Below are 20,353 nucleotides of genomic sequence, written 5' to 3'. Positions count from 1 at the left end.
CCATATTCGGAAACTGTTAGCATGACTTCAAACTTTTCACAACTTAGCACAGATGCGCTATCTCCGGGGCAGTTACCTGAGTCGGTGAAGGCATTATTAAAACGTGCATATATTAATCGTTACCCAAAACGTACAACAATCATTGATGCGGGCTCAGAATCTAAATCTTTGTATTTAATTCTTAAGGGTTCAGTATCTATCATTTTACGCGAAGATGATGAGCGTGAAATTGTGGTTGCGTACTTAAATGCGGGTGACTTTTTTGGGGAAATGGGTCTATTCGAAGCAAATGCACAGCGTACTGCAGAAGTGCGTACGCGTGATGTATGTGAAATTGCTGAGATTACCTATGAAAACTTTCATGAATTAAGTAAACAATACCCAGACTTAAGTTATGCGGTATTTGCACAGCTTGTACGCCGTCTTAAAAATACGACGCGTAAAGTAACTGACCTTGCGTTTATCGACGTGTCAGGTCGTATTGCACGTTGCTTAATTGATTTATCTTCACAACCAGAGGCAATGATTTTGCCGAATGGTCGTCAGATTCGTATTACTCGTCAAGAGATTGGTCGTATCGTGGGTTGTTCCCGTGAAATGGTTGGTCGTGTTCTAAAAACACTTGAAGAGCAAGGCATGATCGAAACTGATGGTAAAGCGATTCTAATTTTTGATGCATCGCTTGAAGAGAAAAGCCAATTGGCTTCTGACGATTTCGACGACGAAGAATAATCAGTCTTCCGAATCTAAAAAAAGCAAACTCAGGGGTTTGCTTTTTTTATGTCCATTCATTTCTCACTATTATAGCGGAAGCAACCTTTCTCACATTTTTTGACAAATAAACAGAAAATTATGATTTAAACAAAGCCGATATCTTATGTAAGCTACTTCGTGACTTATATATTGATATTTAAAATAAAGAGGGAATTTGCGGCATGCAATTTAAACCATTGGCACATACAGGCATATTAGTTCCAGAAATTTGTTTAGGCACCATGACGTTTGGTGAACAAAACACCCAAGCAGAAGCTTTCGAGCAACTGGATTATGCTTTAGAGCGTGGTCTTAACTTTTGGGATACTGCAGAAATGTATCCTGTCCCGCCGAAACCTGAAACCCAAGGTTCGACTGAAACTATTATAGGTAACTGGATTGCAGCTCGCGGTGGCCGCGATAAAATAATCTTAGCTTCAAAAATTGCAGGGCCGTCACAAGGCGGTAGTCATATTCGTGACGGGCAAACTAAATTTATTGCTTCGGAAATTGAGTCTGCACTGGATCATTCTCTTCAGCGCTTACAAACAGATTATCTTGACTTATACCAGTTGCATTGGCCGCAACGTCCAACCAACTTTTTCGGTAAATTGGGTTATGGCAATGCCGAAGCAAACAGTACGCAAACTATTACCAATTTAGAAGAAACATTAGTTGCTTTAAGTCATGAGGTGAAAAAAGGTCGAATTCGCTCAATTGGACTATCTAATGAAACGCCATGGGGAACGTTGAAATTCCTACAACTTGCAGAAAAGCATGGTTTAGAAAAAATTGTCAGTGTGCAAAATCCATATAGTTTGTTGAATCGTACTTATGAAATCGGTTTATCTGAAATTGCACACTACGAAGGCGTGGGCTTATTGGCATATTCACCTTTAGCATTTGGTTATCTAACAGGTAAATTCCGTCATGGTGCACGTCCTGCCAATGCTCGAGTGACACTATTTTCACGCTTCAGCCGCTATTCAAATGCGGAGAGTGAATGGGCAACAGAACAATATGCACAATTGGCTGAACAACATGGTTTAACGTTGACACAGTTAGCACTAGCATTTATTAAGCAGCAATTTTTTGTCACCAGTACAATTATTGGTGCGACAAATCTAGATCAGTTGAAAGAAAATATTGATGCTTTTGAGGTGAATTTATCAGAAGACATTTTAAAAGGGATTGAAGCTATTCATCGCCAACAGCCAAATCCTGCACCTTAAGCTGAACTTTTTAGTGGATTAAGCAAAAGCCTGCATGTAAATGTGGGCTTTTTTGACATTTGTATTATTTAAGCAAATGGAAAATCATTGAATTTTATTGTCAGAAAGTCAGTTGAGTTGACAAGAAAATTGCCTAAAAATACATATGTATTTAAACAATATAATAAAGTACTAAATTCTTCAATAAATGACTTGAAAAGTATTCTATTTATACCAATATTATAATTGAGATTTATCTTTATCTTAAAATTAACTCATTGAAAAATATTTAAAAAATGTATTTGAAATTTTAAATATGACTCCCATATATGCTTCAAGTACAGAATTTGTTGTGAGGAATAACAAGAATGCGATTCGAAAAATTCACAAACCGTTTGCAGCAAGCATTATCCGATGCCCAATCTTTAGCAATGGGGAAAGACCATACAGCCATTGAAGGAATCCATATTCTTTCGACATTGCTTGAAGAGCCTTCGAACCAAAGCTTGTTACAACAGGCAGGTGCTAATCTTCCTGAGTTAAAAACCAAACTTCAGCAAGCCCTACAGGATACCGCCACCATTGCGACGCCTACAGGGGACATCAACCTAAATCCTGAAGCAGTCAAAGCGCTAAATTTAGCCGATAGTTTTGCGCAAAAAGCTGGAGATGAGTTTCTTTCTACAGATTGGGTGATTCTCGGTTTAGCTGAAACGGGTAAAACCAAAACCTTATTAAATAGTGTAGGCGTAACGACAGATAAATTACGTAGTGCAATTGAACAAATACGAGGCGGTGAACAAGTCATGAGTAATAACCACGAAGATCAACGTGATTCACTCAACAAATATACCTTAGACCTCAATGCACGTGCATTAGAAGGTAAGCTAGATCCGGTCATTGGTCGTGACGAAGAGATTCGCCGTACCATTCAGGTTTTATCACGCCGTAGTAAAAACAACCCCGTACTGATTGGTGAGCCGGGTGTGGGTAAAACAGCAATCGTTGAGGGCTTAGCACAGCGTATCGTCAATGGCGAAGTTCCTGAAAGTCTGAAAGGTAAACGTGTACTTTCACTCGACCTTGGTTCATTGCTTGCAGGTGCAAAATACCGCGGTGAATTTGAAGAACGTCTTAAAGCAGTTCTAAAAGATTTGGCCAAATATGATGGCGAGATCATTCTCTTCATTGACGAATTACATACGCTTGTTGGCGCAGGTAAAGGTGATGGTGCAATGGATGCAGGGAATATGCTTAAACCTGCGTTGGCACGTGGCGAACTTCGCTGTGTAGGTGCAACCACCTTAGATGAGTACCGTCAATATATCGAAAAGGATGCGGCATTAGAACGCCGTTTCCAAAAAGTGATTGTTGATGAACCGAGCGTGGAAGACACCATTGCGATTTTACGTGGTCTAAAAGACAAATATGCAACCCATCATGGTGTGCAAATTTTAGACTCTGCAATTATTGCTGCGGCAAAAATGTCGCATCGTTACATCACAGACCGTCAGTTGCCAGATAAAGCCATTGATTTGATTGATGAAGCAGCATCACGAATCAAAATGGAAATTGACTCAAAACCTGAGCCACTTGACCGTTTAGATCGCCGTTTAATTCAGTTAAAAATGCAACTTGAAGCGGTGAAAAAAGATGCAGATTCAGTCTCAAAAGCTGAAGTTGAGCATTTGGAGAAACAAATTGCTGAAGTTCAAAAAGAATATAGCGATTTGGAAGAAGTGTGGATTGCGGAAAAACGTCTGGTTGACGGAACGAATCAAGCTCAAATTGAGTTAGATAAAGCACGTACTGCCTTTGAAAAAGCACAACGTGAAGGTGATTTAGCAGAAGCGAGCCGTTTGCAATATGGAGTCATTCCTGAGTTGCAAAAACGCTTGAATGAAGAAGAAATTGCGGAGGTGAATGAAGAGCCGAAACTGATTCGTACCAAAGTCACTGAAAATGAAATCGCTGAAGTGGTAAGTGCAGCTACAGGTATTCCTGTTGCAAAAATGCTACAAGGTGAACGTGAAAAACTCTTACACATGGAAGAGTTCTTACATAACCGTGTAGTCGGTCAAGATGAAGCGGTCGTAGCAGTATCAAATGCGGTGCGTCGTTCTCGTGCAGGATTATCCGATCCAAACCGCCCAAGTGGTTCATTCTTATTCCTTGGGCCAACAGGTGTAGGTAAAACTGAGTTAACCAAAGCTCTAGGTAACTTCTTATTTGACAGTGATGATGCGATTATTCGTATCGACATGTCAGAGTTTATGGAAAAGCATTCGGTGAGCCGTTTAGTGGGTGCTCCTCCGGGCTATGTGGGCTATGAAGAAGGCGGTGTATTAACTGAGGCTGTACGTCGTAAACCTTATAGTGTGGTGTTGTTTGATGAGGTTGAAAAAGCCCATCCAGACGTCTTTAACATCTTGCTTCAAGTGTTAGATGATGGTCGATTAACTGACTCACAAGGTCGTGTGATTGATTTCAAAAACACCGTAATCGTGATGACCTCGAACTTAGGTTCAACCGATGTTCGTGAATTAGGTGAAAACCCGTCGAAAGACGAAGTTCGTGCTGTGGTCATGGCTGCTGTATCTGAACATTTCCGTCCTGAATTTGTGAACCGTATTGATGAGCTAGTGGTTTTCCATTCTTTACAAAAAGCGCAAATTCGTGGCATTGCAGATATTCAGTTGGATCGTTTACGTTCACGTTTGGCTGACAAAGACATGAGTTTGGCAGTTGAAGATAGTGCCTTTGAGTTACTTATCGATGCTGGTTTTGACCCTGTATATGGTGCACGTCCTCTAAAACGTGCCATCCAACAACAAGTTGAAAATACACTGGCACAGAAAATCTTGTCAGGCGCGTTCCAACCGGGCGATACGATTGTTGTTCAAGCGGAAGGAGATCACCTAAGTTTTGACAAGATGAAACTCAATTAAAAGGTACAAATTAGCCACGTTCAGTTGTAAAAACAGAAACCCGGTTTAGGCCGGGTTTTTTTATTTTACGCTTTTCGTGATTTTCGTTTAAATACGTAAAGTTGATTGCATTTCATCATTTTCACCCACTAATATGACGTCCGCACGCATCCAACGAGATGACTGTGTTCTGTAAAACAAAAACAATATCGCGCGTTCATCAAGAATGAATGGCAACAGGAAATTATGATTATGATGGAATTTAAACTGCTTAGGCAGATCAAAAAAGAACCTTATAGTTTATATAAACATACTGGTGACATCACTGTTCAAGAACTCAAACGTATGTATGGTATTTATCAAAAGTATTATGCCAATACCCGTTATGAAATTTTTGAACGCGACTTCTTAGAAAAAACCGGTGTTTTTTTTATTATTGAACCGAAAAATAATCAAATTGTCGGATTTTCGACGGTTATGGAACGTGACTTTGTTGTTGATGGTAAAGCCCGACATGCTTTTTTCAGTGGAGATACCATTATTGAGAAAGAGTATTGGGGAAATCGTGCATTAACTAGAGCAATGTTCCGTTATATTATTAGTTTTAAATTTCGTCATCCAAGAACACCTATATATTGGATTTTAATCTCTAAAGGCTTTAAAACTTATCTGCTCTTAGCCAATAACTACTACAGCTACTATCCACACTATGGTGAGAAAAATGCTCATCTCAAAGACTTTGTTGAATCGTACTGTAAAGAATACTTCTCAGAATATTATAACCACGAAACGGGTCTGCTGAATTTTGGCGAAGACTATCAACCACTCAAAGCAGATGTTGCGCCCATCACCCATGAAATGCGCGAAAATAATACCAAGATAGCTTTCTTTGAAGATAAGAACCCAACTTGGGTCGATGGAACAGAACTTCCGTGCATTGGTGAATTACGCTGGAGCGATTTATACCGTTATGTGAATCGATTCTTAACCAAGACCACCAGTGTGAGCAAACATGATAGCAAGTTACGTTATAAGTCACGTACATTACATATTGCGACAGGTTCTGACTCGAAGGTGGCCTAATGGGATTGCTTCTCACCACTGCACATCAAGTTTTGAATATTGCCTGCCGCAAAGCGTTTCAACGCTATACACAGCAGGCAAATCAGCTAGAAAATGTGCAACGTAAAAAATTAAGCCATTTTTTAAAGCAGCACATTTCGCAAAATTTAAGCTATGAGCAATTTGCCAAAAAGTATCCGCTTTCTCGTTATAGCAATTGGAAAAGCCAAATTGAACAATCCAGACAAAGTGGCAAAAATAGTTTGGGGCCTGAAAAAATTGTACGGTTTCAACCGACCAGTGGGTCGAGTGAAGCAATTAAATTCATTCCCTATACTCAGGCTTTTTTAGATGAACTGGATGAGGCTATTGGTTTATGGCTGACTAATTTATATCGGACACACCCACAACTTAAAAATTCAACGCATTATTGGTCGGTTTCATGGTTGCCTGAAAGCCAGCGAAAGCTTTTAGAAAATAGTAATTTAAATGATGACAGTGCGCTGCTTAATCTGTCGAAGCGAGTGTTGAGTAAAATTACTCAATCGGTACCGACTGAAATTGCGATGGCAAATTCAGCCGAAGATGCCATGTTTGCAACCGCGGTGTATCTCGTTGCAGATAAGCATTTAGGCATGATTTCGGTATGGAGTCCTACATTTGCATTGCAATTGCTGGATATTATTCAAGAACATCAAGCTGAAATTGTACAGGTCTTAAAAACTGGACAATGGCAACGTGATGGTTTGAGTTTTCTGCAAGTTCCTAAATCTTGTCAACAATGCTATCGCTTACAAGACTTGGATTTAACCCAAGCAACGGCGTGGAAAAAACTGTGGCCTAAACTCAGTCTGGTTTCGAGTTGGGATACAGCGAGCGCAGAGCAATGGGCAGTACAGCTACAGCAACGAATTGCAGGGGTGGCATTTGAGGGTAAAGGTTTATGGGCAACTGAAGGCGTAGTGACGATTCCATTTGCAAACCGTTTTACCTTAAGTTATCAGTCACATTTTTATGAATTTATTTTGCAAGACAGCCAAAAAGTGGTGCCATCGTGGCAACTGAAAGTAGGTGATATTGTTAGTCCTGTGATCACGACAGGTTCAGGATTAATTCGTTATGTGATTGATGATGAATTAGAAGTCACAGACTTTTATCAGCAAGTGCCATGTTTCGAATTTTTAGGTCGTAAAATGACAGTAGATTTGGTCGGAGAAAAGCTCGACCACAATGCTGCAGTTAAAGTTCTTGCAGAGTTTAAACAAGCGGATTATTTGCCGATTAGTATCTTGGGTATCGAACAATGTTCGGTTAAAAAACCGCACTATATTTTACTCAGTGAAGGCAATGTAGATAAACAACCATCCGCTCAAGCACTAGACCGTTTGCTTAAACATAATTTTCATTATGAATTGGCACGCGATCTAGGGCAGTTGGATGAACCTGAAGTGGTTCATGTACAAGATGCATGGGACTACTACAAAACATTAGCCATGAACAATGGCATGATTGAAGGGAATATTAAGCCTGAGCCGCTTAAGAAAATGAAAACAAAAATAATTGAGTATTGAGATGGATATTGATGTGTTAGATGCACCGTTCGACGAAACGGCGCTATATCATTCAAAGAATGAGACTAAGTTTGCGGTTCGAAATGCGACTGTCGAAGATGATGAGCAACTAATGAAAATTAGTGCTGAGACTGTGCCAAGTAATGGCATTACCTTATCTTATGAACGTCACCCGAGTTATTTGGCTGCTAGCCATGCACAGTATAATCGACCAGATTTAAAAGTGGTTGTCCCTGTGGATGATCCATCTATTGTGATTGCGATGATGAATTTGGGATGGCGTTATTGTTATATCAATGGTCAGCCTGACCTAATGCGTTATGTCGCCGATTTAAGAATGAATCCAGCGTATCGTGGTGCTAAAGTCATGCGCTTATTGATGGACTATCTCCATGATGAAATACCACAAGACACGATTTTTGAAAGTGTGGTTTTAAACGACAATATTGTCGCTGCCAGTATTTTACATCATGAAAGATCTGGATTTCCGCTGCCATATTTTTATGATGAAATTCGAACCTTTACCGTTTCACAGGCAGTGAAACCAAAAACTTTCAATCAATATCAATTTAAAACCCTGACTGCTGAACGTGTAGATGAAGCGAATGATTTCATTTTAAAAATGAAAGACCATTATAATTTTTTACCTAGCTATGATTTTAATGCTTTAGTAGATGGTCAAAATCCATTTTGGGCATGCTTAAATCTAGATGACTTCTATTTGATTTACGATCAGCACAATCAGTTGGTTGGACTTTATGGCTTATGGAATCAAAAAAGTTTTAAACAAACTCGAGTGATCGATTATTCAAGGTCATTAAAGTTGATGAAACCTTTTTATAATGCCTATGCCAGTGTGCGTGGTGTTTTATTACTGCCAAAAATTCATGGAACCTTTGATTATTTAATGTTGCATAGTCCGCTATGTCATCCTGAACATCTGGACGTATTTGCAAGTTTGATTTTTCATGCAAAACAGCAGACAAAGCAACGTGGTAAAGAAACCTATTGTATTACTTTGGCAGAGAAGGACCCGCGTATTGAGTGGATGAAAAATACGACCTCACATGTGTTAAAAGCCAAGCACTATTTTCATAGTTTTAAAGCCAATCCATACGCTGCTTTTGATCGTAAACGTATTAGTTATTTTGAAGTTGGGCGTATATAGAGGAAGTGATAACGATCAAAAAATCAATTAAAACTGCCAAATCAATCATTTAAAATCATTCTAATTGTGTACTTATGTAACTGAGTTCTTCAGTATACTGCGCAAAGAATAATCAGAATGAGAAAGACATGTCGAAGTTGATGTGGGGAATTGGCAGTTTAGCGGTGCTTTCAGCAGCAGTGGTGGGAGGGAATTTATATGCAGATAAATCTCTTGCCCAATTTTATACACAGAATAATTGGTCCGCAGCTGTACAAGATGTTGATGTAAAGTACAGCAATTATCAAATGGGCTTGATGGGTGGAACAGTCGATTGGGTATTAACCCTGAAAACAGACCCGTGTAAACCCAAAGAAGTGATTGTGTTGAAGGGAACCGATCAGATTCAACGTGGGTTGAAAGGCTATAACATCAACTCTAACTTTAAGATTGTTCAACAACAAAGTACGTCCGAATATGCCAAGCTTTTTGGTACGGACTTAACGGCAAAAACCTTGGTCAATTGGATTGGTCAAAGTAAAACAGATTTACAGATTCCTGCATTTAAAACGACTGCACAAGGTGCAACGGTACAAGCTGATGCCAGCCAATTGCAAATTCGAATCAATAGTTTACCAGGGCAAGCCACTAAGGTATCTGAGCTTTCAATCCATTTACCTGTGGTTCGGTTGAGTGAAGGTCCAATGCAAACCATGGTGCAAAATTTTTCGATGAAGACCAATCAAGGTTTAAATCAGGAAAATCTTGAAAATGGTTTTCTTGAAATCCAAGCGGCTTCTATCAAACGTTTAGATCAAAAGTTCTCAGGCGGCATGCGTGGTATGCAACTGCGTTGGGAGACCGAACTAAATAAACATGATGTGGACTTTGAAGGCTACTTAAAAGCTGATGAGATGGATTTCCCAGGTTCACCGGTCACCAAAGATTTCGCACTGAATTTGGCATTGCATAAAGTTAATCTAGATAAAGTTCGTGCATTTAGTGAACTTTTGCATCAGGTGGAAAATTCCTGTGATGCAGTGGGTGAATCAAGTGAAGAAATGACTCAAGCTTTCTTAGCTATCGCAAGCCAAGGTTTTGATTTTGAGTCTAAAGATAACTCGATCAGTATTGGTGGAGGTAAAGCCTCTGCAAATGTCGTGGGGAAAGTCATGCCGGGTCACCATGCCTCAATGGAGTCTTTTATTAAAATGGTGCCGAGCTTACTGGATTTTCAAGCAGACTTAAGTTTTGATAAAAATATGATGACTGCAATCATGAATAACTTTTTGCAATTACAGGGCAAAAGTTTGTCAGGACAGGAAGCTGAAGCCATGTTTGCTGGTTTTGAAACATCAGGGCAAGGCAAGCGCGATGGCGATAACATGGTCATGAGTATGCAATATAAGTTCGGTCAAAAGCTTTTTGGTCAAGCCATACAAAAGAAATAAGCAACAAGTCGTTAGTCGTTTAGTTTGAAAATATAAAACCGTCATTGATTGACGGTTTCATATTTTTAGCTGCGGAATCATGATGTTCACTTTATCGGAACACAGCGGCCTAGCCATTGTTGAACAGTTGAAAAGTTGCTAGCGTCAATGGGCAACTAGCCAATCAAAACAACAATAGGAAAGACACGATGTCACACGATTATTTTTTTAGACGGAAACTTGTTCAATCATCCATGCCTAAATGTTCTTGGGTAAAACACAGTCTTATTAGTAGCATTTTTCTGATCGCTGTTCAGTCTACAGCTTTTGCGGGTACTTCAATTTCAGATCAACGTTTGTCGAATGAAACGCAAGGTAAAAAACAGTTTAGTGAAGAAACCTTAGATATTATTGAGAGTGAGGCAGCTAAACCCAAAGAAGAGCAGCAGCAAAATTCAAATCATAAATCTAATCGTAATAATAAGATCATTCAGGAGGCCCAGCTTGAAGGTTCAACTATGAGTGATTATTTGCTTCAAAAGAAAAGGGCAGCGGATCAGGTCGGGTTAATACAATCTCCAGAAGTAGCACCGATTAACCGTATCGTGCTGCAAGAGCGACACGAAAATATTCGAGTAACGTATCCAGATGGCGTCGTGGTTGAAATGAAGCACTGACGTGCTTCATTTCATAGATCAGGAATTTCTAAAGTTAAATCTTAGATTTGTGGATGGGTAATTTTCCATGCACGGTGAATTTTGGTATTACGTTTAAAGTCTAGGCCAATGGTTTCATTGCTGATTTCTTCAACGTCAAACATTGCCATGATTACATCATCCATCTCAAAACCACGGTAGTTGTTTGAGAAGTAAAGCGTACCGTCAGTGGTTAAACGGTTCATGGCACGTTTAAGCAAAGACATATGGTCGCGTTGGACATCAAACGTACCATAGAACTTTTTAGAGTTTGAGAAGGTTGGTGGGTCAATAAAGATCAGGTCATATTGCTCGTGACCTTCTTTTAACCATTCAAAACAGTCGCTAGAGAAGAACTGATGTTGTTCATCTGCATGATCTACAGTCAAACCATTCAGTACAAAGTTCTCTTTAGACCAGTTTAGGTAGGTATTTGACAAATCGACACTGGTCGTACTTGCTGCACCGCCAAGTGCTGCATGTAAGCTCGCTGTAGAGGTATAGCTGTATAAGTTCAGGAAGTGTTTACCTTTGGTTTCTTTGGCAATCCGTAGACGCATTTGACGATGGTCAAGGAACAGACCTGTATCGAGGTAGTCTGTTAGGTTCACCAAAATCTTTGCTTTGCCTTCTTGAACGATAAAACGTTTAGACGCAGTACTTTGTTTGGTGTACTGATTTTTACCTTCTTGGCGGGCACGTGTTTTAATGAAAATCGCATCACGACCTAAGCCTGTCACTGCACGAATCGCTTGCAGTGCTAAGTTAAAGCGTTTTTTGGCTTTCTCAGGGTCAATTTTTTTCGGTGGTGCGTATTCTTGTACGTGTAAACGATCACCATATAAATCTACTGCGACATTAAAGTCTGGTAAATCGGCATCATATAAACGTAGGCAGAAAATATTTTCTTTAACTGCCCATTTTTTAAGATTCTGCATGTTTTTTTGCAGACGGTTAGTAAAGTCTTCTGCACCTTCAATTTTTTCAAATTGTTGGGGTTCCCAATGCTCGAGGAAAGGCTTTTGAACTGCCGCAGGTTTGACAGTACCAAAACGGACGTAAATTGGGAGCTTACCATTCATCAAACGTAAAATTTGCGGATCATTGAAGGCAAGGACATCGGCCTGTTCAACTTGTGCTGCAATAATCGCAGCAGGCTGATTCGGGAAGTTCTTTTGTAATAGTGCCGATAAACCTAAATACAGTGCGCGGTTAGAGGCTTTATCACCTAAACGCTCGCCGTATGGCGGGTTAGTGACAACAAAGCTTTTCTTACCTGTTGCTTGGAAATCTGGCCAGTCTGCAAGTGTACGTTCTTCAATCTTAATTTGATCAAGTACAGATTCGAAACCTGCCGCGATAATATTTTGTTTAGTCGCTTTTACCGCTTCCCAGTCGGCATCAAATGCATAGAATTGTGGGAGAGGGTTTTCAAGTGCAGCTTTATGACGTTCAGCAGCTTCGCCTTTGATCGACATCCAAAGTTCATGGTCATGACCATTCCAACCATTAAAACCAAAACGACGAACAAGGCCTGGCGCGCGGTCAGTCAAAATCATTAAAGATTCAATGATAAATGTCCCTGAACCACACATTGGGTCCAAGATAATATCGGGTTGATGCTGTTTAAGTTTTGCTTTCTGTAAGATGGCAGCCGCTAAGTTTTCTTTAATCGGTGCATCTGTCATGTAGCGACGGTAGCCGCGTTTATGCAGAGAGTCACCTGATAAATCTAAGCAATAAGTATGTTCAGTTTTGCCAGCTAATACATACAATGTAATTTCAGGTTGCTTAATGTCAATGCTAGGACGTTTGCCCACAGCTTCCATAAAGGAATCGACCACACCATCTTTGACACGTAAAGTTGCGAACTGAGAATTGACTTTAATGTCACGTTCGATGTGTAAACGAACGGCAAATGTACTTTGTGGTGCAAAAATAAGTGACCAGTCAAAGTTTATTGCACCTTCATAGAGCTCTTCCGCTACATCACGTGCATCATGCGTGAACTCTAATTCATGTGTATGAATTGGAGTGAGTACACGAGAAGCCAAACGTGACCACATGCAAATACGGTATGCATCTTCAAGTGTGCCTTTGAATACAAGACGACCCGGGAACTGTTCAATATTTTGAACACCTAAACCTTCAATTTCCTCGCGGAGTAAGGTTTCCAGTCCATCTGCACAGGTAACCCAATATGTAGAAAGACGCGGTTTCGAATTCATGTAAATTTCCAAAGGCAAAAAAGCAATCGCATATTTTAACGTATTTTCGTGGATTTGGGCGGACGATATTGCGCTGAAACGGGAGAAATATCGGTAGATTTGAATGACTTTACCAAATTTATTCTGCGTACATTGTGAGAAATATCACTTAATGGTACAAAAATTGCTATAACCCTGATCAAAATTCGATCTTTATAATATTGATATCATTAGGGGTATTTATGACAGGGCTGGCAATCAATAGTCAATCAAACGCATTTTCAATCGCCACTTTAATTTACGCGCGTTTACGTCGTGTGTCAGGTCGGGTTATTGACGCGTTATATGTGGTAGAGAACGCAGAATATGCACGCTTTGTTTCTAACTTGGCTTTGGAAACGGCTGATCCTGAATTATCTCGTTTAGTTGCACGTTTATATAGTGAGTTGAATTTGCATGAAGTTGCAGTTTCAGCACCAGAAGAACCAATAGTTAGCTCAGTTCAATCTGAAACAGCAGAAATTTTAATGAGCGAACCGACTGCGGAAGATATCTATAAAGCACAGGTTGCACATCGTTATATCGGCGCGTTGCGTTAATTCAATCCTGCTGTGAGCAGTAGTAGGTATATTTTTCTTGCTGCGCACAGCCTGATGTATAAACCAACTTCCTTATTTCAAGAGTTCTTGAACTGCGCAGAAGGCGGCTGTTTATAGCTGAACTTTATCTGTTTGAAAGTATTCAATTCAATCAAAAATAAGGGTAGATGAAAGCCCTATTTGAAGGCTTTTTAAAAGGGGAAAGGTGAAGTTTAATTTAAAACGTTTAATTTATCTAATTGAAATGATAGATAGGAATTTGAAAATTCATTTTGAATAACATCATGCGTTTGCATTGAACGTTGAAAACTTCAACTGCCATTTGCCAAGATTCTCTGTATAATGCGTTAACTTAACGATAAGGAATCTCTCATGCACTTGGCGGCATTGCATACACCGAGCCAGATTCAACTCAACCAAGATGGTAACTTAAAACATTTCCTCACCATCGAAGGCCTTTCTAAAGAAACTCTCACAAAAATATTGGACACTGCACAGTCCTTTTTTAATGACCAAAATCAGCTGATTACCAACAACCTTTTAGAAGGTCGTACGGTAATGAACCTTTTTTTTGAAAATTCAACACGTACCCGTACCACTTTTGAAGCGGCAGCAAAACGTCTGTCTGCAAACGTATTGAACATTGATATTGCACGTTCAAGTACATCAAAAGGCGAGACACTGCGTGATACCTTGTGGAATTTAGAAGCGATGGCGACCGACATTTTTGTGGTTCGTCATTCATCGTCAGGTGCGCCACACTTTATTGCGAAAGATGTATGTCCGCATGTGGCAATCATCAATGCTGGCGATGGCCGTCATGCGCATCCTACGCAAGCCATGTTGGATATGTTGACGATTCGCCGCGAAACAAAAAAGAATTTTGAAGACATTTCCATTGCCATTATTGGTGATATTAAGCATTCTCGAGTTGCCCGCTCAGATGTCGCTGCATTGCAAACATTAGGCTGTAAAGATATTCGTGTCATTGCGCCAAATACTTTGCTGCCTTACGGTTTTAATGACTATGGCGAAGGCGTTCGTCTGTTCAACAACATGGAAGCCGGTATTCAAGACTGCGACGTGATTATTACTTTGCGTATTCAAAATGAACGTATTGATTCTCCTGCGCTGTCATCTCAAGCTGAATTCTACAAAATGTACGGTTTGAATAAAGAGCGCTTGGCTTTGGCAAAACCTGACTGCATTGTGATGCATCCGGGACCAATGAACCGTGGTGTTGAAATTGACTCGAGTATTGCCGATGGCACTCAGTCAGTGATTTTACATCAGGTGACCAATGGTATTGCGGTGCGTATGGCGGTACTGGCTTTGGCAATGCAAGGTCAGTTGCAAGAAAAAGGTTTAATTGAAGCGATTGCGGTTTAAGGGATAGTCATGAGTATTGTTAAAGTTGAAAATGTACGTGTCTTAGATCCAATCAATCAAACTGACAGCGTACAGACGGTTTATATTGAAAATGGCCGATTGGTTGCCGAAAGCAATGCCGCTGAAACCATTGATGGACAAGGCAAATGGCTAATGCCAAGTATGGTTGACCTTTGCGCGCGTTTGCGTGAGCCGGGTCAGCAGCAGCATGGCACTTTAAAGTCAGAAGGTAAGGCTGCGCGTGCGAATGGTATTTTGCATGTGTTTACCCCGCCAGACTCTAAACCGATTGTGCAGGACAATGGCGCATTGATTCATGGCCTGGTGGAAAAAGCCATGCTGGACGGCGGCATTTATCTGCAGGTGATTGGTGCGCAAACTCAAGGTTTGTTAGGCAAGCAGCCGGCGAATATGGCAGGTTTGAAAAAAGGTGGCTGTACTGCGGTATCGAATGCCAATGCGCCATTTATGGACGATGATGTAGTGATTCGCACCTTGGAATATGCTGCGGGTCTGAACATGACCGTTGTGTTCTATGCCGAAGAGCCGCAGATTGCCAAAGATGGCTGTGTGCATGAAGGTTTTGTCGCATCTCGTCAAGGTTTACCGATGATCCCTGCATTAGCGGAAACCGTAGCCATTGCAAAATATTTACTGATGATTGAAGCCACTAAAGTGCGTGCGCACTTTGGTCTGTTGTCATCAGGTGCATCTGTTGAATTGATTAAACATGCCAAAGCGAAAGGCTTGCCGGTGACTTGCGATGTAGCCATGCACCAATTGCATTTAACGGATCAGTTGATTGATGGCTTTAATTCACTTGCGCATGTGCGTCCGCCACTGCGTTCAGAACAAGATAAAGACTTGCTCCGCCAAGCAGTGAAAGACGGTGTAATTGACGCGATTTGTACGCATCATGAGCCACTGAGCAGCTCTGCGAAAATGGCGCCTTTTGCTGAAACACAGCCCGGTTTTACCGCATTTGATACCTTTGTACCTTTTGGTATTCAACTGATTCAAGAAGGTCTATTAAGCCCACTGGAATGGGTTGAGAAAGTCACACTCGCACCTGCTAAAGTAGCCAATATGCAACAACGTTGGGCAGATGAAGCGGGTTGGGTGCTTGTTGATCCAGAGCTTGAATGGACCATCAATAAAGACACGATTGTGTCAAATGGTAAGAACACACCATTAATTCAGCACACCGTTAAAGGTAAAGTGCTTCAAGCTTTTTATGCTGTTTAAGCTAGAGCCCAGCATTAAAATCAGTTGAGTTCTAATATTTTAATCAGACATCAAAAAAGTCAGCTTCGGCTGGCTTTTTTTATAATAATTAAAGAGAATAGATTGCAAATAGAAGAAGAGTTGAAAATCTTGACAAGTCCGAACAAATTATTACATTTGATCAAAAAATAAGCATATAAACTAAAGTACACATGAAAATAATGACAACTGCATGGAGTACAAATATGAATATAGACTTATTAGCGCTGATTAAGCAGCACGTCTCCTCGATTGTGCTGGACGGTGATACACAACACTTAACTGAAAAAAATTCAGCCATTAGTCAATTTATTCCATTCCTGTTAAATATTTTTCGATCCAAACCTGAATTTATTGATGCCTTTCAAAAACAGTTAAACCCTCGTATTAGTGATATATTTTCGGCAAATCCCACATTAAAAGATCAATTTTTGCAACATCTCGGTGGCGGTACGGCCCCAACGTCAGAAATAGAGCAAACCTTAAACCACTCTATAGCTCCAACTTTAGGGGCACTTGAAAATGAAGCGGGTTCATCTGATCCCGTCGCAATCACGCATTTACTTGATAATCATGCAGATAGCATTTTGGCGGCACTACCACAATGGGCAGTGCCTTTACTCGCAGGTTTAGGGGTAAACACTGCAGCTAGCCGTACATTACACCAAGCGCCTGTTGTTGAACCAACACCTGTTATCGTTGAAGAAAAACGCTCGAATTGGTTATTGCCAATTATTGCGCTGCTTATATTATTGGGTCTGATCGCATTTTGGTTTAAGTCTTGTACTAATAAAGAAGAACCAACCACCTCTGCAACAACGGTTGCACAGCCTGCTGCATCTCAGCCAGCACATTTGCAATTTAGCACCGGTACAGATGGGCAGTTAACCAACTGTCAAATTCAAACTGGTGATTCAAATTATCTTGAAATTTTGCAGCAACAAGTCAAACAGATTTTTAACTTTAATACGGGTTGTGGTGCTTCATCTGATGCCAGTTACCATACGCAATTTATTGATCAAGATACCATTCCAACGGTTCTGCAAAAACTTAAAGGTGTGCCAAATACCACTTTAACCTGGACAGAAAATCAGTTATCGATTTTGTCGCAAAATCCTGCGGATGCTCAAAACCTTGCCAATCAAATTAAGCCTTTAGCAAAAAATATGACGGTATTGGTTCAAGAAGGCGTGAGCGAACAAACAGCAGTAGATAACAGTATTACTGATGCACAAAAAGCATTAGCGAGCATTAACCCTGAACAAGTTCGTGCGCTAGATGTTGCGACTGCGCTGAACTTACAAATTATTAATTTTGCGACAGGTTCATCTGATATTCCTGACGTGAATAAATCGATTTTAGATCAGGCGGCAGCATTGCTGCAGCGCGCTACAGAAGTACATCTGACTGTACAAGGTCATACCGACGCTGTGGGTAATGCGGAAGCGAATAAAGCTTTATCGCAAGAGCGTGCACAAGCTGTGGTGGATTATTTGGTGTCGAAAGGCGTTGATCCTGCACAGCTTCAAGCGGTGGGTTATGGTCAAGAAAAACCGGTAGCAGAAAACAGCACCAAAGAAGGTCAATTCAAAAACCGACGTATTGAGTTTGAAGTTTTAAATACCGAGAATGGCAAAGTACGAGATGTTACCAATGAAGGCGTGACTGAAAAGGCCAATTAAAACCGTACTAAATGAGATGATATATAAAAAATCCCTGCACATGCGGGGATTTTTCTCGTCAAAGCGCTGTAATTTTGAGTAAAATACGCCCGAAGAATAAAATCATAATGGTACTTATACAATGAAAAAAATAGTCATCACGAGCCTCATGTTGTCTGCGGCATTAATATCCGGCTGTGATAATTTTAAAAATAAAAAAGATACAGAAGCCAAAACGGAAGCGCCTGCTTTGGAAGATTGGAGTTGTACTGCACAAGCCAATATTGACCAATTGCAAGATCATTTAAAAAAAGAATATCTCAAAGAATTAAACAAAGAAATACGTCAGTCAGATTATGAAGCCGATCAGCAACTCATGGATCTGATTGTAAAAAATCTAAAATTTAACATTCAAAATGTCACGACTTTAACTGAAGACCCTAATAAAGCCAAAACATTGGAATGTAGCAGTCAATTGTTGGTGGTTTTCCCGAAAGGATTACAAAAGCGTGCTGAAAACGCCTTTGCTGAACGACCATGTGATGAAGGCTGTGAAGAACGTGGTAATTATACTTTGAATGATTCACTCGAAGATGGTGAGTCAGGCTTAAGCATGGACAATGATCAGCTTAAAGGGAACTTTAGCTATAGCATCACTAAAACGGACAAAGATGGTTTAAGTTTAAGTGTCCCAAGTCAAAATGACGTAATTGATAGCGTTGTAACAGTGACACGTCATGCGGTGCTATATGCGGCATATAGTGCTCAAAATAAGCGAAACGAAGAATCCTATCAGCAAGGGATGGAGAGTCAATCTCAACAAATGAGCCTTGCACAAAAGGCAATGGATATTCGAAAAAAAGAGCTAGATCAGGATAATGCCAAAGTGGTGGATCGTCTCAATCAGACTTGGGATCGTTTTAGTGATGAACAAAAGGCGCAGTTACAGCAAGATCAAGCAGACTGGTTTGAAAAGCGTGATATCGACTGTAAAGTGCTTGCACAAAAAAGTGTTTATTCATTAAATGAAAGTGAAAAAGAGACTTATCAAAAGCATTCGCAATACTGGGATGATGCGATGAATACGCAAAATCAAGAGTTGCAATATACCAAATGTTTTAATCAGAAAACTACAGAACGAATTGTGTATTTAAATAACGTGTTTAATTGATCTAAAAGAAGAAAAGCCCTCAATGAAGGGCTTTTTTTTGAATCTTAGTTTATTGCTTGATGATCAAAACAGGAATTGGGCACTGCGTTAAAATATTTTGTGCCACGCTGCCTAGCATGGCTTTTTTCAAACCTGTGCGTCCATGTGAACCCATGATGATTAAATCCGCAGAGATTTCATCAGCCACTTGTAAAATCCCTTCAGTTGGCGATACACCATGAATCAAACGGGTTTTAACCTCGATACCATCGCGTACAAAGGTTTGTTTAATATCTTCTAAACGCAGCTGAGCACTTTTTTCAGCTTGCATAAAATATTCAGTGATTGCAGGTGCAACAGCATAGAAATCGACACCAACAAATGGATCAACAGCAACAACACTGACAATGGTCACTTGTGCATTTTGACTTTTAGCCAAGCTGAGCGCATGTTCAACAGCAGAATATGAAATTGGAGATTCATCCACAGGGACTAAAATTTGTTGATATTGACTCATATCTGCTTCCTTAATATTTTAAATGTTATCAATCTAATCTTGCTCTATTCACGATATTGTATGAATTAGACAAAAGGGTAAGCTTTTTGGTGAAGGGTGTGCTGAATACAAAAAAGCCCACATCATGTGGGCTTGGTCATCTTAAGCTTTTACAACCAACACGGGTAATTCAGTATTACTGAGTACATCTTGTGCGAAGCTGCCGAGCAGCATTTTCTTAAAGCCTTTGCGACCATGTGAACCCATCACAATCAAATCGGCTTTGACTTCATTGGCTGCTTCTACCACACCTTCAGCAGAAACTTGGCCTTTAATGATTTTACTTTGTGCTTCTACACCCACTTCAGTTGTAATTTGCACAGCTTCTTTCAAAGCAGATTCAGCATTTGCATAAGCTTGTACGAAATATTCTTTCATGATTGATGAAGAATAATAGAAGTCTGCATCGGTAAATGGGTCTTCAGCAACAAGGCTGATTAAAGTGAGTTGGCTGTTAAACGCCTTGGCAATAATTGCAGCTTTTTTAACTGCAGAAAACGAGATTTCTGAACCATCGACAGGTACTAAAATGTTTTGATATGACATGGAACAATCTCCTGTAATTTTGCTTTTAAACCCTATAGATTATTGATAACACATTGTCGTGCATGGTTCAATTTATTAATCTAAAAAATATTGTAAATTCATAAAATTACATAAATTAATGTCGATAAGTCGTCAAATAAATCTGAGTGGAAAACTCGGACTTTGCTCAAAAATATTAAAATAAAA

16 protein-coding genes are annotated in these 20,353 nt (G+C 40.0%); 13 read left to right on the top strand and 3 right to left on the bottom strand.

Annotation, left to right across the window (positions count from 1 at the left end; translation table 11 throughout):
* Positions 1-21 precede the first annotated feature (21 nt).
* From crp to FTT76_RS09210, 8 genes are all read left to right on the top strand, one after another.
* Positions 22-732, top strand: a complete 711-nt coding sequence (crp, locus tag FTT76_RS09245) for a cAMP-activated global transcriptional regulator CRP (protein ID WP_078191819.1) — start codon at positions 22-24, stop codon at positions 730-732.
* Between the two features lie 203 nt (positions 733-935).
* The gene (locus FTT76_RS09240; RefSeq protein WP_180074006.1) at positions 936-1,985 is read left to right on the top strand and encodes an NADP(H)-dependent aldo-keto reductase; all 1,050 of its coding nucleotides are present in this window, start codon (positions 936-938) and stop codon (positions 1,983-1,985) included.
* A gap of 347 nt (positions 1,986-2,332) precedes the next feature.
* Positions 2,333-4,912 (top strand): ATP-dependent chaperone ClpB, encoded by a 2,580-nt coding sequence (clpB, locus tag FTT76_RS09235; protein ID WP_168377776.1) that lies wholly within the window; start codon positions 2,333-2,335, stop codon positions 4,910-4,912.
* A gap of 225 nt (positions 4,913-5,137) precedes the next feature.
* On the top strand, positions 5,138-5,974 hold the full coding sequence (locus FTT76_RS09230; protein ID WP_306669391.1) for a hypothetical protein: 837 nt from the start codon (positions 5,138-5,140) through the stop codon (positions 5,972-5,974).
* Entirely contained in the window at positions 5,974-7,524 is a 1,551-nt protein-coding gene (locus FTT76_RS09225) for a GH3 auxin-responsive promoter family protein (RefSeq protein WP_180007877.1), read from the top strand. Before FTT76_RS09230 ends, FTT76_RS09225 begins: the two co-directional genes overlap by 1 nt.
* Position 7,525: 1 nt before the next feature.
* The gene (locus FTT76_RS09220; protein ID WP_180007878.1) at positions 7,526-8,692 is read left to right on the top strand and encodes a GNAT family N-acetyltransferase; all 1,167 of its coding nucleotides are present in this window, start codon (positions 7,526-7,528) and stop codon (positions 8,690-8,692) included.
* 128 nt (positions 8,693-8,820) lie between these two features.
* A complete protein-coding gene (locus FTT76_RS09215; protein ID WP_180007879.1) occupies positions 8,821-10,122 on the top strand; it encodes a DUF945 family protein in 1,302 nt (433 codons plus the stop codon).
* A gap of 188 nt (positions 10,123-10,310) precedes the next feature.
* On the top strand, positions 10,311-10,778 hold the full coding sequence (locus tag FTT76_RS09210) for a hypothetical protein (protein ID WP_180007880.1): 468 nt from the start codon (positions 10,311-10,313) through the stop codon (positions 10,776-10,778).
* 41 nt (positions 10,779-10,819) lie between these two features.
* Here FTT76_RS09210 and rlmKL read toward each other — a convergent pair whose 3' ends face one another.
* Entirely contained in the window at positions 10,820-13,024 is a 2,205-nt protein-coding gene (gene rlmKL, locus FTT76_RS09205) for a bifunctional 23S rRNA (guanine(2069)-N(7))-methyltransferase RlmK/23S rRNA (guanine(2445)-N(2))-methyltransferase RlmL (protein WP_180007881.1), read from the bottom strand.
* A 221-nt stretch (positions 13,025-13,245) separates the two neighbouring features.
* On the opposite strand from rlmKL, the gene FTT76_RS09200 reads away from it, so the two are divergent.
* The 5 genes from FTT76_RS09200 (at position 13,246) to FTT76_RS09180 (ending at position 19,086) form a co-directional block, all read left to right on the top strand.
* Positions 13,246-13,602, top strand: coding sequence for a hypothetical protein (locus FTT76_RS09200; protein WP_180007882.1), 357 nt, complete (start codon positions 13,246-13,248; stop codon positions 13,600-13,602).
* Positions 13,603-13,974: 372 nt separating this feature from the next.
* Entirely contained in the window at positions 13,975-14,991 is a 1,017-nt protein-coding gene (locus FTT76_RS09195) for an aspartate carbamoyltransferase catalytic subunit (RefSeq protein ID WP_180007883.1), read from the top strand.
* Positions 14,992-15,000: 9 nt separating this feature from the next.
* Positions 15,001-16,236 (top strand): dihydroorotase, encoded by a 1,236-nt coding sequence (locus FTT76_RS09190; protein ID WP_180007884.1) that lies wholly within the window; start codon positions 15,001-15,003, stop codon positions 16,234-16,236.
* Positions 16,237-16,460: 224 nt separating this feature from the next.
* Positions 16,461-17,936 (top strand): OmpA family protein, encoded by a 1,476-nt coding sequence (locus FTT76_RS09185; RefSeq protein ID WP_180007885.1) that lies wholly within the window; start codon positions 16,461-16,463, stop codon positions 17,934-17,936.
* A 121-nt stretch (positions 17,937-18,057) separates the two neighbouring features.
* Positions 18,058-19,086, top strand: coding sequence for a DUF1311 domain-containing protein (locus FTT76_RS09180; protein ID WP_180007886.1), 1,029 nt, complete (start codon positions 18,058-18,060; stop codon positions 19,084-19,086).
* A gap of 49 nt (positions 19,087-19,135) precedes the next feature.
* Here the strand turns inward: FTT76_RS09180 and FTT76_RS09175 are convergent, their stop codons facing one another.
* Complete coding sequence (locus FTT76_RS09175) at positions 19,136-19,582, bottom strand: universal stress protein (protein WP_078188616.1); 447 nt, start codon at positions 19,580-19,582, stop codon at positions 19,136-19,138.
* 141 nt (positions 19,583-19,723) lie between these two features.
* Entirely contained in the window at positions 19,724-20,167 is a 444-nt protein-coding gene (locus tag FTT76_RS09170) for a universal stress protein (RefSeq protein ID WP_078191806.1), read from the bottom strand.
* Positions 20,168-20,353: the final 186 nt, after the last annotated feature.

It is taken from the genome of Acinetobacter sp. YH01009 (genome assembly GCF_013420765.1).
GTDB classification, from domain to species: domain Bacteria; phylum Pseudomonadota; class Gammaproteobacteria; order Pseudomonadales; family Moraxellaceae; genus Acinetobacter; species Acinetobacter amyesii.
The sequence above is the reverse complement of the archived record's forward strand: the minus strand, read 5'-3'. Positions and strand labels throughout refer to the sequence as shown.